Origin of the sequence: Pseudomonas sp. BIC9C (assembly GCF_034541995.1) — a bacterium.
GTDB classification, from domain to species: domain Bacteria; phylum Pseudomonadota; class Gammaproteobacteria; order Pseudomonadales; family Pseudomonadaceae; genus Aquipseudomonas; species Aquipseudomonas fluorescens_CC.
Genome location: NZ_JAWDGM010000008.1, coordinates 167,393 through 180,503, shown reverse-complemented (window position 1 = coordinate 180,503; position 13,111 = coordinate 167,393). Strand labels below are relative to the sequence as shown.

Annotated in this window: 11 protein-coding genes; 7 read left to right on the top strand and 4 right to left on the bottom strand. The window is 59.9% G+C overall.

Going from position 1 to position 13,111, the window contains the following annotated elements:
- Positions 1 to 179 precede the first annotated feature (179 nt).
- From RS887_RS28495 to gfa, 4 genes are all read left to right on the top strand, one after another.
- The gene (locus RS887_RS28495; protein WP_322618003.1) at positions 180 to 1,058 is read left to right on the top strand and encodes a LysR family transcriptional regulator; all 879 of its coding nucleotides are present in this window, start codon (positions 180 to 182) and stop codon (positions 1,056 to 1,058) included.
- A gap of 100 nt (positions 1,059 to 1,158) precedes the next feature.
- On the top strand, positions 1,159 to 1,779 hold the full coding sequence (locus RS887_RS28490) for a LysE family translocator (protein ID WP_322618002.1): 621 nt from the start codon (positions 1,159 to 1,161) through the stop codon (positions 1,777 to 1,779).
- An 86-nt stretch (positions 1,780 to 1,865) separates the two neighbouring features.
- On the top strand, positions 1,866 to 2,732 hold the full coding sequence (locus tag RS887_RS28485) for a patatin-like phospholipase family protein (protein ID WP_322618001.1): 867 nt from the start codon (positions 1,866 to 1,868) through the stop codon (positions 2,730 to 2,732).
- Positions 2,733 to 2,861: 129 nt separating this feature from the next.
- On the top strand, positions 2,862 to 3,440 hold the full coding sequence (gfa, locus tag RS887_RS28480) for an S-(hydroxymethyl)glutathione synthase (RefSeq protein WP_322618000.1): 579 nt from the start codon (positions 2,862 to 2,864) through the stop codon (positions 3,438 to 3,440).
- Positions 3,441 to 3,524: 84 nt separating this feature from the next.
- Here the strand turns inward: gfa and RS887_RS28475 are convergent, their stop codons facing one another.
- Positions 3,525 to 4,106 (bottom strand): eCIS core domain-containing protein, encoded by a 582-nt coding sequence (locus tag RS887_RS28475; protein WP_322617999.1) that lies wholly within the window; start codon positions 4,104 to 4,106, stop codon positions 3,525 to 3,527.
- Between the two features lie 69 nt (positions 4,107 to 4,175).
- Entirely contained in the window at positions 4,176 to 7,082 is a 2,907-nt protein-coding gene (locus tag RS887_RS28470; RefSeq protein ID WP_322617998.1) for an EAL domain-containing protein, read from the bottom strand.
- Between the two features lie 365 nt (positions 7,083 to 7,447).
- Between RS887_RS28470 and RS887_RS28465 the strand changes: the two genes are divergently transcribed.
- Complete coding sequence (locus tag RS887_RS28465) at positions 7,448 to 8,770, top strand: DUF1329 domain-containing protein (RefSeq protein WP_322617997.1); 1,323 nt, start codon at positions 7,448 to 7,450, stop codon at positions 8,768 to 8,770.
- A gap of 108 nt (positions 8,771 to 8,878) precedes the next feature.
- On the opposite strand, the gene RS887_RS28460 is transcribed toward RS887_RS28465, so the two are convergent.
- Together RS887_RS28460 and RS887_RS28455 are read right to left on the bottom strand one after the other, a co-directional pair.
- Positions 8,879 to 9,040 (bottom strand): DUF2986 domain-containing protein, encoded by a 162-nt coding sequence (locus tag RS887_RS28460; protein ID WP_111286363.1) that lies wholly within the window; start codon positions 9,038 to 9,040, stop codon positions 8,879 to 8,881.
- Between the two features lie 57 nt (positions 9,041 to 9,097).
- Positions 9,098 to 9,664: a nucleotidyltransferase family protein gene (locus RS887_RS28455; RefSeq protein WP_322618103.1), complete on the bottom strand. Its 567-nt coding sequence runs from the start codon at positions 9,662 to 9,664 to the stop codon at positions 9,098 to 9,100.
- 228 nt (positions 9,665 to 9,892) lie between these two features.
- Here RS887_RS28455 and RS887_RS28450 point away from each other — a divergent pair, with 228 nt between their 5' ends.
- Together RS887_RS28450 and RS887_RS28445 are read left to right on the top strand one after the other, a co-directional pair.
- Complete coding sequence (locus RS887_RS28450; RefSeq protein WP_322617996.1) at positions 9,893 to 11,230, top strand: MFS transporter; 1,338 nt, start codon at positions 9,893 to 9,895, stop codon at positions 11,228 to 11,230.
- A gap of 101 nt (positions 11,231 to 11,331) precedes the next feature.
- Entirely contained in the window at positions 11,332 to 13,032 is a 1,701-nt protein-coding gene (locus tag RS887_RS28445) for an aspartate:alanine exchanger family transporter (RefSeq protein WP_322617995.1), read from the top strand.
- Positions 13,033 to 13,111: the final 79 nt, after the last annotated feature.

The following is a 13,111-nucleotide window of genomic DNA, read 5'->3' as shown; positions in this document are numbered from 1 at the left end:
TGCGGCCGGTGCGTGTACAGACTCGGCAGCCTCTGCGGCATCAGCGTCACGTCACTGGTCATCACATTTACCTTGGGGATTCTGGTCAACGGACCGCATCAGCGGCTGTGCTGCAAGATTAAGAGCAGCTGCTATCATTCGGAAATGAAATGTTCGAATGGCTATTAGTGGGGAATGTAATGACTTCGACGCTGATCGATCCGTTGCTGCTCAAGAGTTTCGTCGCGGTGGTAGAGAGCGGCAGCTTCACGCGCGCCGGTGAGCGCGTGCACCTGAGCCAGTCAACCATCAGCCAACAGTTGAAGCGCCTCGAGGAGCAACTCGGCTGCGAACTGGTCAACCGCAGCGGGCGCTACGTCGTCACCACCGAGGACGGCGAGCGCTTGCTAGGCTATGCGCGCCGGGTCCTGGGGTTGATGGAAGAGGTGGTGGAGGAATTACGCAAGGGCCACGCACAGGGCGAGATACACATCGGTGTGCCAGAAGACTTCGCCTCGGACTTGCTGACGCCAACGCTTGGCGCCTTCGCACGCGCGCACCCGTCGATAAGGCTTGAGATCAGCAGTGGGCTGAGCAACACGCTATGGCAGCAGTTTTGTGCAGGCGACTACGACCTGGTGCTGATCAAACAGCGCCCTGGACAGGTGGTGGGGCACGCCGCCTGGCCCGAACCGCTCGCCTGGTTCGACAGCCTCAACGAGCCGACATACGAACGCGACCCGCTGCCATTGGTGGTGTTTCCGGTCGGCGGCTTGTATCGCGATGAAATGATCCACGTGCTCGAGAGCGCTGGCCGACGCTGGCGCATTGGCTACAGCAGCGCGAGCCTCGCGAGCGTCCGCTCGGCAGTCGCCGATGGTCTCGGCGTCAGCGTGCTCCCCTCACGGCTTGCACTGCCCGGTCACCGACGGTTGGGCGTGGCCGACTCCTTCGCCGAACTGGCGGCACTGGAAATCGCGTTACACCTGCGCCCCGACGCACCACGCCGCGTGATCGATCTGGCCGAACAGCTGACAAAACTATGTGCCCAGGTGACCGGCCACGTCAGCATGCCCTAGGCTCTGGAAGCAAAGGCGGCATTTAGAGCACTCAACGGAATCTGATGCCGATCAGCCATGTGCTAACGTTCGCGCTTCATCACTTTAAAGTCATACGCCGATGTCCATTGCAGACAACCTCCTTGCCTTTACCTTTGCCGCCACCCTGCTGACGCTGACACCGGGTCTCGATACCGCCCTGGTCTTGCGAACCGCTACAGTGGAAGGCAAACAGCAGGCGTTTCGTGCTGCCCTGGGTATCAATACCGGCTGCTTGTTGTGGGGCGCTGCCGTCGCCTTTGGCCTGGGTGCTCTGATTGCGGTATCGGAGCTGGCGTACAGCCTGTTGAAGTACTGCGGCGCCGCTTACCTGGCGTGGCTCGGGTTGAACATGTTGCTGCGCCCACGCAACTCATTGTCGCCCGTCGAAGCGGACGCAAAGCCAAATGCAAACTGGTTCCTGAAGGGCATGATGGGCAACGTCCTCAATCCCAAGATCGGGATTTTCTACGTCTCCTTTCTCCCGCAGTTTGTTCCCCAAGGGCACAACCTGATGGCCTGGACATTCGGTCTGGTCAGCATTCACGTGATGCTCGGTTTGTTGTGGTCGTCGACGTTGATTGGCGCTACTCAACAACTTGCCGGCGTTCTGCGGCGTGAGAAGGTCATCACCTGGATGGATCGCACGACTGGCCTGGTCTTTGTGCTGTTCGCTGCTCGGCTGGCCTTTAGCAAGCGTTGAGAACAGTCTCAGCGGCGAGCCCCCGCAAGTAACAGGTATCCGTCAGCTACACTGATTCGATACATTTCTGCGCCGAGACTTCGACCATGGCGACCAAAACCGCAGTCGTATTCGCTGGTGGCGGCAGCCTGGGGGCGGTGCAGGTGGGCATGTTGCGGGCCCTGGTCGAGGCCAATGTTCGATTCGACATGGTGGTTGGCGCTTCGGTAGGTGCTATCAACGGTGCCTACTTTGCCGCAAGGCCCGATTCCGATGGCGTCGAGGCACTCGCCGGATTCTGGCGGGGGCTGAGTAAAGCTGACATTTTTCCCCTCTCCTGGCTCGATACCTGTAGAGGACTGATCAAGCGGCGTGGCTTTCTGTTGCAGCCGGCAGCCTTGAACCGATTGCTGGGTCAGGCACTGCCCATTCATCGCATTGAGGAGGCGGCGCTGCCCCTGCACATCGTCACCACCGACCTGCTCAGTGGTGCCGAGACCGTTCTGTCCAGTGGCGAACTCGAACAGGCGTTACTGGCCAGCGCTGCCATCCCGCTGGTGTTCCCCTGCGTACAAATCGCCGACCGGTTCCTGGTTGACGGCGGCGTGGCAAGCAACACACCTATTTCGACTGCCGTAGCCTTGGGCGCCACCAACGTCGTGGTCATCCCCACTGGCATAAGTTGCGCCCTGACACAACCACCCCGAGGCCTGGTCGCCCTGGCCCTGCACACCGTCAACCTGATGAGCATGCGCCAACTGGTGAGCGACATCGAACACTTCCGCACGCTCACCAGCCTGCACATCGTCCCGCCCTTGTGCCCAGTAGATGTCTCGGTGTTCAACTTTGATCAGACCGAGTCTTTGTTGCAGCGCGCCTATACACAGACCCTGCGGTGGCTGGAACGTGGGGGGCTCGAACGCACCAAGGTACCGGGTGCCCTGACCCTCCATTCACATGCCCATGAGCATTGAGAACCGACCGGTCGCACCGAAGGAGGTCACCCGTTTATGCCGTATGTACTTTTCGAAATCCGATGAACTACCGGCCAGGGGCACAGCCCCAGGCACTTTTGTCTGACACCTTGAAATGGAGAGGCCAGCATGAGCACCCTGCAACTTCACCCTGCACTGGACAATGGTATCCAACCCGCCGCCGCGAATTTCACCGGTGGCACCCTGCAATGCCTGTGTGCGACCGACAAGGTCGAGGTCAGGATCGACGCACAAACCCTGCATAACCACGCGTGCGGTTGCAGCAAATGCTGGAAACCGAAAAACGCGATATTCGCCGTCATCGCCGTAGTGCCTCGGGTTAAGGTAAGCGTCATTGCCCACGGCGAAAAACTGGCGATTGTCGACGAAACCGCCACCATCCAGCGCCACGCCTGCAAGCAGTGTCACGCCCATCTCTTTGGGCGCATCGAGAACCAGAACCATGCGTTCTATGGCCTGGACTTCGTCCACACCGAGCTTTCGCCACAGAGCGGATGGGCTGCGCCGGGATTCGCGGCTTTCGTGTCCTCCATCATCGAAACCGGCACACCACCAGCACAAATGAAGGCGATTCGTGAGCGCCTGCGCTCGATCGGCCTGGAGCCCTATGACTGCCTGTCCCCGGACTTGATGGACGCCCTGGCGACTCATGTCGCCAAACAGAAAGGCTTGCTCCCCGCCGCCTGATTGATCCGTCGCCGCGGTTTCTTTTCCGGACCGCGGCTGCGGGCTGCCTGCCCTGAAGCAGGCAGCAATGACGGCGAAGTCACTTCAGTCAGTCTCTTTGCGCAGCGACCGCCTGACCTCGGCCTGTATGGCATAAGCCGGCGCCTCCACGGCATTGAAATCCTGGGTATAGCGTTGGGCAAATCCCTGCACTCCCCACTCCTGATACTGCTGCACATGTTTCAGTTCGTGAGCCCAGAGCGCGATGTCCTGTTCGGCGGATTGAGCGTCCCGGAAGAGGATGATATCGATCAGCGTCACGGCACCGACATCGGGGTTTTGCAGCATGGCAGTGGCGGCGCTGAACTGGCCGTTGTTGTCGCTGATTTTGTAGCGCGCGGTATCGAGGACGCCGGGGTCGTACCAGTGCAGCAGCTGCTCGCGGATGTGCGCCGGAATGGGTTGGAGGTCGGCGCTGGCGGCTTCCGCGCGGACCTGGGTGAGCCACAGGGCCAGGGCAGGTGCCGCGATCTGGTAGACATCATCAGGCACCAGGTCTGGCAGGCAGATGCAGCCGTCCAGGCACACTTGTTTTTCGCCAGCCGGGCAGCCGTTGCTCTGGGCTGGCACTTCAAGTGCCAGGCAAAGAACAGACAACGCCAGCAGGCGCGTGGTGATGGGCGGCATTGGGCGCTCCAGATTTTTCCGAGCGTTGTTCATTCCATGGCATGGCGTCATCGCCACTGCTTCAAAACATCAGCAATCCTGCCGACAGAGCAGTGAACTCGCCAACAGCGCTTTCAATCCCATCGGCCTGGCAAAATGATAACCCTGGGCCTGCCCTGCCCCCATTTCGCGCAGCAGGCCCAGCGTTGCTTCATCCTCGACACCTTCGGCCACCACACTCAGGTCCAGCGATTCGGCCATCCGTACAATCGCCCGGACGATCGCGCGACTGCGGGCACTGGTGGTCAGCTCGAGGATGAACGATTTGTCGATTTTCAAACCGCTGAAACGGTATTGATGCACATAGCTCAGGGATGAAAACCCTGCACCGAAGTCATCGAGCACCACCGACATGCCATTGTCAGCCAGTTGCTGCATGGTCTGGCGGGCAATCGCCGGCTCGGCGACCAGTGCCCCTTCGGTCAATTCCAGGCAGATTCGCGATGGCGAGACCCGGTGCTGTGCCAACAGTGCCAGCACCTCACTGGCGAAGTCGGGACGCGTCATGCTGTAGCTGGAGCAATTGACGTGCACCGGCGGCCAATTGGCGTGCGCGGGCTGTGCGAGAATCGCTGCAATGCTGTTGAGCATGTACAGGTCCAGCCGACCGATCAGGCGCAACCCCTCGACATCCGGCAGGAACTCGCCCGGCGCGATCACCCGACCGCCCGGCTGATGCCAGCGGATCAGCGCTTCAAGGGCCAACAGTTCGCCGGTTTCGACGCTGACGATCGGCTGGAAATACGGCAGCAGTTCGTCCGTACGCTTGAGCGCGTTGCGCAAGGCCCCTTCACGCTCGACCTGGTCCGAGACTTCACGGCGCACTTCCTGGTTGAACACCGCGTAGCTGTCGCGCCCGGCACTCTTGACCCGGTACATCGCCGCATCGGCATCGCGCAGCAAGTCGGCGGGTTCGTGGTGGAACTGACTGTCGGCGCTGACAATACCGATACTGCACGACGAGAAAACTTCATGGCCGTTGATGAAAAACGGCAGGTCGAACGCCACCAGGATCCGCTCGGCGATTTCGATCATCACCTCCAGCGGGGCCTCGGGGGCCAGCACCGAAAACTCATCGCCTCCCAGGCGCGCCAGCATGTCGGTGTCCCGCAGGCAACCGCGCAGACGCTGGGCCGCCTGCATCAACAGCAGGTCGCCAAAATGGTGACCGAGGCTGTCGTTGACCACCTTGAAGCGGTCGAGATCGATGAACATCACCGCCAGGTGCCCGCCTTCGCTGCGGAACCTTGACCAGGCCAGATTGAGGCGTTGTTGCAGATAGGTGCGATTCGGCAACTCGGTGAGCGCATCGTGAGCGTTTTCGTGCTTCAGCTTGGCATTGGCGTGATCGAGTTCGCGGGTGCGGCTCTGTACCCGGGCTTCCAGCTTGAGATTGGCGGCGTGGATCGCCTCGGCGGCCGTGCGTCGCGACAACGCGGTGTCAATGTGCCGCGACACGAACGTCAGCAGTTCCTGGTCACGCAGGGTATAGCGCACCTGCGAGGTATAGCTTTGCACCGCCAGCACGCCACGCACCACGTCGTCTTCGAACAATGGAATGCCCAGCCAGGAGTAGGAGCGTACAGACTCATGGGCAACTTCGGTTTCACCCTGAGCAGACAGCCTTTCAGCCTCGTCGGCGTCAACCAGGCAAGGTCGACGCTGACGAATCACATACTCAGTCAAGCCCCGGCGCCCTCGCCGTGCCGCCGGGCAAGTCGTCTGCCGCTCATCCACGTAATAGGGAAAAGTCACTTCACCGGTCGCGTCGTCGAACAGCGCAATGTAGAAGTTCTGCGCGAACAGCAGATCGCCGACGATGCCATGCAAGGTTTGAAACAACTCGGCCATGTCGCCAGGCTGGCTCGACAGTTCTGCAATCTGGAACAGTGCGCCCTGCAGATGTTCAGCGCGCTCCCGGTCGGCCACTTCCTGGCGCAATGCGTCGTTGAGTGCCGAAAGTTCCAGGGTACGACGCATCACCGTTTCTTCCAGATCCTCTCGGTGCAGAATCCGGTCCAGTGCCATGGCCACGTGGCGGGCAACCACCAGAAACAGCGCGCGATCTTCAGCGCTGTAGATGCGGGAAACGTCGTAGACCTGCATCGCCAGCATGCCAAACACTTCATCCGAGGCATTTTTCAACGGCGCGCCCATCCAGAACTCGGGACGATCACCCACGCAATGGAAACGGTTTTCGGCCTGGGCCGCGAGAATGCCGGCGGCGTCGATCAGCAATGGCTGGCCAGTGGTCAACACCTGCCCGGTGAGCGACAGGCGCGAAGGGTCAAGGTATTCGTAGTTTTCGGATTCCAGGGCATCAACGTCGATGATGTCGACGTAATAGGGGTAGTCGATCTTGCCGGTGTGCGGGTTATACAGCGCGAGATAGAAATTCTCGGCATCGATCAGGCTGGCCAGCAGCCGGTGAACCCCCACCAGGAACACTGACCGGTCACGGGTCGAACTGGCCAGATAGGTAATTTCATACAGCACACGCTGGGTGATTTGCGCCCGGGCAAGGGTATTGGTCTGCAGTTGAATGCCCAGGCGCCGGGCAAACTCGGCGAACGCCGGCTCTGCCGCCTCATTGACTGGCGCGAGCAGCCAGCCCAGCACACTTTCGCCTTTACCGGTCGGCCAACGGTGCAAGTTCGAGGTCAGGCAAAAGGCTTCAAACGCTTCATTCGCAACGCTTGAAGGCCATTGCACCCGTGGGTCGCCCTGCCCGACCCAATGCATTTGTTCACCGGCGCGATAAAACGCCCAGGCGGTGGTATGGGCCCAATGGCGTGCTGAATCCAGCAAGTGTTCGATCGTGTCATCGTTGCCAGCGTAAGCCATGCCGACAGTATCCGGGTTCCCGGGTGGCTGCAGTGCGGCAACATTGCGATGGCTCGTTTGCTGCGGGGAATCGGTCAATGTACGAAAACTCATCAGCGCTCCCTGAGCCAAAACTGCCGAAACTCACTTGCAGGCAGGTAGCAATGTGCCATGAGTTCCCCGTCAGTAACTTATAAAGGTTTTTTTAAGAATTTTGTTCACTTTAAAGCCAACTTTGAGACGGACCACAAGTTTTTCGCTACTGGCTGCCCGGCACAACCGTTTCTGCTCACCACACCCAGGCAAACGTCCGTGGCTGTCATCAATAGCCAAGGGACTGTCGTCAAATGAAAAGCGCCCCCCAATCGCGGGCTCTTTAATGAAGGTTCTGAAAAAAGCCTCTGGCGATTGAGCCGACGGATATATCCGCGGCGCCTGAGTCACGAGTTGCCTGGTACGCCAGGCAGGAGAATAACAATATGAAATTCGTGAAAAGTCTTCTGGCTGGCCTCCCCCTGATGGCGCTGGCCATCGATGCCCAAGCCTATGTATCGAGTCATGAAGCCGCACGACTGGGCAACAGCCTGACCTGGGTGGGCGCCGAAAAGGCCGGTAATGCCGATGGCTCCATTCCGCCCTACAACGGTGGCCTGACCACGGCCCCATCCAGTTTCAAGACCGGCGACAGCATGCGCCCGGACCCCTTTGCACACGAAAAGCCGCTGCTGGTGATCAATGGCAAGAACGTCGACTCGTACAAAGGCCTGCTGACCGCCACCACCGTAGCGTTGGCCAGGCGCTACCCCGGCTTTCGCATCGACGTTTATCCGACCCACCGCACCGCATCGCTACCACAGGCGATACTGGACAACAGCCGCAGGAATGCCACCAACGCCAAGTCCCTCAATGGCGGGATCGCCATCGACAATGTGATGCCCGGGGTGCCGTTCCCGATCCCGCAATCAGGCGCCGAAGCGATGTGGAACTTCCTGCTGCGCTATCAGGGTGTCAACATCCATTCCAAGTACGACTCCTGGAGCGTCGACACGGCGGGCGTTCCGAGCCTGGCTGTCACCGGCGAGGCATACGTGTCCTTCCCGATTTACGAGAACCTGTCGAAGCCGTTCAGCAGCTCGGACATTTATTATCAGTTGAAACTGTCCTACACCGGGCCTGCGCGCCGGGCTGGCGAGTCGATCATGCTCAAGAACGCCACCAATGCCACAGAGTTTCCTGGCCGCGCCTGGCAGTACATGCCTGCCCAGCGCCGCGTCAAACAGATTTCGATCCTGGCCTACGACACACCCAACCCCGGTACCGCCCGTGCGCTGGAGCTGTATGACTGGACGCTGGTCGGCAAGCAGGAAATGATCGTGCCTTACAACACCTACAAGCTCACCTACGCTCGCGACGCCAAATCGCTGACCACCCCCAATTTCATCGCCCCGGACTTCGTACGCTGGGAAAAACACCGGGTCTACGTCGTGGAGGGCAACCTCAAGCCCGGTGCAACGCACATCTACCAGAAGCGCCGCTTTTACCTGGATGAAGATACCTGGGCCGCGATGGCCTCCGATCAATACGACACCAGTGGCCAGTTGTATCGTGGTTCCTTCGCGTTCTTCAGCCAGAGCTATGACCAGCAAGTCCCGGACGCCACCCCGTTCATGACCTACGACCTGTCGCGTGGCACCTACAACATCAATGGCGTGGTCGGCCCCCATGGCGGCATCCGCTACATCGAGCCGCTGTCGACGGCGCAGTGGGTGCCAGAGTCCATGGCGGGTGCCGGTATTCGCTAGGTCTGCGGTGATGCAACGCATCGATGATGCATGACCGGTACATGACAAAGCCCCCGGCTCGAAAGAACCAGGGGCTTGAGTTTTCGAGTGGTGCGCGAGCTACAACGATCAGCTCTCAGAGGAAATGACTGGGTCGTGACTGGATTCAGCCGCCAGCTTCAATCGGTCGGCTTTACAAATGTATTTAGGCTTGCTCTTCGGTGCCAGTTTGGCACTGGCCTTTTTGGCCTTTTCCTTGAACAGCTGCTTCAGTTTCTTTTGACGGTTCATGTTGTGCTACTCAGCCTGTAATTCTTGAATGATATCAGCTTGAGACATTTAGCCGATTCAACTTTGCGGCTCCATGATCCTGAGCCAGGGCCAGCGAGCCTGATAACTTTTCGCCTTCTGATCGAACAGCACTGGCTTGGGGTTCTTTGGATTGATACGAAGCAGCCCGTACTCTGTGTCGGCCAGGCCGTTGGGTGCATAGACTTCGCCCGTTTCAACATCCAGACCGATGCAGGTGCCGGCAATCAGGTAGCGATCAATCCCGTCCCTGGCCGACTCAAGCTTTGGATAATCCCCACCAAACCGCTGGCCATACCACAGGTGAACGCGAGCCTGATTCTTGATCTCAATGTTCACGTCGAGGTCCCGGAACAGACGCTGACCTGATTGGATGACCTCATTTTCGGCTTCCCACGACAGGTCATCATCGAAGTAAAAGACATCGTAGTCTTTCACGCCCCACTCTGGCGGTCGCTGAGACTGATGATTCCACACGGCCTGGAACAGGCAACCGGCAGTGAGCATGCATTGGCTCAAACCGAGCTCAGGCAAGCGAGCGTAAATTTCTGCGTTTACCGGGTTGGTCATTGCGATCCTGACGAGGCTTTCGACAGTCAATGTCATGTTCATTCCTTAAAAATCGAACGGGTCCCGGCGACCGACAATACCCTCGGTGCTTTTCAAATTCGAGAGACATTGCCCTTTGCTCTCCCTCGGCCAATCTGGCGCGAATCATGCGTGATTCAACGGCACGAAGTCGGTGCTGACTATGTGGATGACACTTTTGAAGTGAGCCACCTCAGTGTCTGCCCCGATAATCGATAGCGTACTCACGGACTGTCGAGGTCAAGCATGACGAACGCAACGATGGAACAAGTCAGCCCGCAAACGCTGAGAAGAGTGATTGTGGCCGCCGGCATCGGCAATTTCGTCGAGTGGTTCGACTTCGCCGTCTATGGCTTTCTGGCCACGACCATTGCCCAGCAATTTTTCCCCAGCGGCGATGCCAGTGCCGCGCTGCTCAAGACCTTTGCGGTATTCGCCGTGGCCTTTGCGTTTCGGCCCCTTGGCGGGATTTTCTTCGGCATGCTCGGTGACCGGATCGGTCGCAAGCGAACCCTGGCGATGACCATTCTGCTGATGGCCGGGGCGACGACCTTGATCGGTCTGCTGCCCTCTTATGCCGCGATCGGCGTCATGGCGCCGGTTCTCCTTTCGCTGATCCGTTGCGCCCAGGGCTTTTCCGCCGGTGGAGAGTACGCCGGTGCCTGTGCCTACCTGATGGAGCATGCACCGCGTGACAAACGCGCCTGGTACGGCAGCTTCATTCCGGTGTCGACATTTTCCGCCTTTGCCGCGGCAGCCGTGGTGGCCTACGCACTCGAGGCGTCATTGTCGGCCGAGGCAATGGGCAGTTGGGGATGGCGTCTGCCGTTCCTGATTGCCGCGCCCCTGGGCCTGGTGGGTCTTTACTTGCGCTGGAAGCTCGATGAGACACCGGCATTCCAGGCAGTGACCCAGGAACATGCGGTCGCACACTCCCCACTCAAGGAAACCTTGCGCAACCATGGTGCGGCTATTTGCTGCCTAGGCGCTTTTGTGTCACTGACGGCACTGTCGTTTTACATGTTCACCACCTATTTCGCGACCTACCTGCAAGTCGCCGGTGGCCTGAGTCGCGCCACAGCGTTGCTGGTATCACTGATTGCATTGCTGTTCGCCGCGGCAATCTGTCCCCTGGCCGGGCTGTATTCGGACCGGGTCGGGCGTCGAATGACGGTGATGACGGCTTGCGCGCTGTTGATCGTGGCCGTGTATCCATCGTTCCTGATGGCCAGTTCCGGCTCGTTCGCAGCGTCCATCGTCGGCGTCATGCTCCTGGCGATTGGCGCGGTGTTGTGTGGCGTGGTGACGGCGGCCCTGCTCTCGGAAACCTTCCCTACCCGTACCCGCTACACCGCCTCGGCGATCACCTACAACATGGCGTACACCATCTTCGGCGGTACCGCTCCGCTGGTGGCGACATGGCTGATCAGCACCACCGGCAGCAACCTGTCGCCAGCGTTCTATCTGATCGCTGTTGCATTGCTCGCGCTGGCGGGCGGGCTGGCATTACCGGAGACTTCAAGGATTTCCCTGCATGACATTGCGTCGCAGGAGAAAGGCGCAAGCGTGAGTGCTGCGGCCTGAAAATGGCGTTGCGGGTCAACCGCCCCGGATTCACACGCTACGCTACTGCCTGAAGTTTCCGGACATCAGGCATTAACGTAGCGAAAAAGGGGAATCAACCCGTGCAGGCACTCTTCGCGTTTCTCAATGCCAACCCCTACATGCTGCTGTTCCTGGTGGTGAGCCTGGCGGTGCTGATTGGCCGCTTCACCATCAAGGGTTATGGGTTGGGTACCGTCGGCGGCGCCATCGTGGTTGGCTGTGGTGTCGCCATTGCTGCATCCCTCTATGGCATCACGTTCAAGCTCGACACGTTCACCATGAACCTCTTCTACTACCTGTTCATGTACGGCGTCGGCTTGCGCGTCGGTCCCTCGTTCCTCAATAGCCTGAAGGATGACGGGCTGAAGTTCACCGTCCTGGCGGTGATTTGCAGTGTGTGCAGTCTGGCCGTGGTGGTCGTGGGTACCCGTGTTTTGAACTTGCCGACTGGCGCGGCCGGCGGAATCCTCGCCGGGGCGACGACCATGTCCTCGGCCATCGGCTCGGCCGAACAGGCGGTGACCTCAGGTGCCGTCCACCTGGCACCGGGCGACACGGTCGAGGGGGTGTCCGCAATGATTACCCTGTCCTATGGCATTACTTACATCTGGGGCACCGTCGGCATCGTACTGATGTGCAAATACATGCCGCGCTGGTGGGGAGTCGATGCAAAGGCGGCAGCCCGTCGTTATGAGGAACAGCATGGGATGCATGATCTCGAGGACGACGGCCTCACCGCTGACAAGGCCTTCGGCTTGCGTGCTTATCGCCTGGAAAACCACACGACTGCCGGCCTCACCATCCGCGAGTTTCTTGCTCGATTCCCTGAGTATCGTGTCGTCAATGTGCATCACGGCGGTGAGTCGATAGGGGCAGGTCCTGATATCCGGTTGCAGCTGGGGGATGTGATAACCCTTGGCGGCACACGCACAGGCCTCACCGCCAACATCGGTCTGATCGGCCCGGAAGTCGATGACGCCAAGGCACTCGCCGTAGCACTGGATCATGCGGAGATCCTGGTGACCGAGAAGGCCGTCGTCGGCAAGAAGCTCAAGGAGTTCCGCGGACTGGACCTGGCCGGGCAGCTACAGCTGACTCGCATCCAGCGCGGCGGTGTACCCCTGCCCGTAGGGCCGGAGACCACGCTGCAACGCCGCGACGTGCTTTTCGTCACCGGCCTGTCCGGCGCAGTGCAACGTGCGGGCGAGTTGTTCGGCGTCATCGCCCGGCCCAGCAGCATGACCGATTTGTTGACGCTGTTTGTCGGAATGAGCCTGGGGTTGTTGATCGGTTTGATCCAGTTCCCCGCCTTTGGTGCGTCTGTCGGCCTGGGCAGCGCCGGCGGCCTGATGGTGTCGGGAATCATCGTCTCGTCACTGTCCTCGCGCCTGCGCTTCTTCGGCAATACGCCAAGCGCAGCGCGTAATATCCTTGAGGACATGGGCCTGCTGGTGTTCGTTGCCATTGTCGGGATCAATGCCGGTGCCACCCTCCTCGCTCAACTGACGGGAACGCTCGCCGTGCAGATATTCCTGGTGGGTTTCGTCGCCTGCATGCTGCCGCCGTTCGCCGTCTGGGTGGTTGGCTATCACTTGATGAAAATCAATCCGGCGGTACTGATGGGCGGTATGGCCGGCGCCCGCAGTCATTCCGGACCGTGCCTGGAGGCCGCGGCGGAGATCGGCAGCAACGTGCCGTGGGTCGGTTTTCCCGTAGCCTTTGCCGTCTCGGGAATCCTGCTGACGGTTCTCGGCTACTTCGCCATGGTCTTCGCGAGTTGACGCTGTGCCCGAGCCAATTACATCATCCGTGGCGAGGGAGCTTGCTCCCGCTGGACTGCGCAGCAGTCCCTTTTTGGGG

Coding starts and splice junctions, on each gene's coding strand:
- RS887_RS28470 (WP_322617998.1), bottom strand. CDS start 7,082: ATGAGTTTTCGTACATTGACCGATTCCCCGCAGCAAACGAGCCATCGC.
- RS887_RS28450 (WP_322617996.1), top strand. CDS start 9,893: ATGACGAACGCAACGATGGAACAAGTCAGCCCGCAAACGCTGAGAAGA.
- RS887_RS28495 (WP_322618003.1), top strand. CDS start 180: ATGACTTCGACGCTGATCGATCCGTTGCTGCTCAAGAGTTTCGTCGCG.
- RS887_RS28455 (WP_322618103.1), bottom strand. CDS start 9,664: ATGACATTGACTGTCGAAAGCCTCGTCAGGATCGCAATGACCAACCCG.
- gfa (WP_322618000.1), top strand. CDS start 2,862: ATGAGCACCCTGCAACTTCACCCTGCACTGGACAATGGTATCCAACCC.
- RS887_RS28460 (WP_111286363.1), bottom strand. CDS start 9,040: ATGAACCGTCAAAAGAAACTGAAGCAGCTGTTCAAGGAAAAGGCCAAA.
- RS887_RS28485 (WP_322618001.1), top strand. CDS start 1,866: ATGGCGACCAAAACCGCAGTCGTATTCGCTGGTGGCGGCAGCCTGGGG.
- RS887_RS28465 (WP_322617997.1), top strand. CDS start 7,448: ATGAAATTCGTGAAAAGTCTTCTGGCTGGCCTCCCCCTGATGGCGCTG.
- RS887_RS28490 (WP_322618002.1), top strand. CDS start 1,159: ATGTCCATTGCAGACAACCTCCTTGCCTTTACCTTTGCCGCCACCCTG.
- RS887_RS28475 (WP_322617999.1), bottom strand. CDS start 4,106: ATGCCGCCCATCACCACGCGCCTGCTGGCGTTGTCTGTTCTTTGCCTG.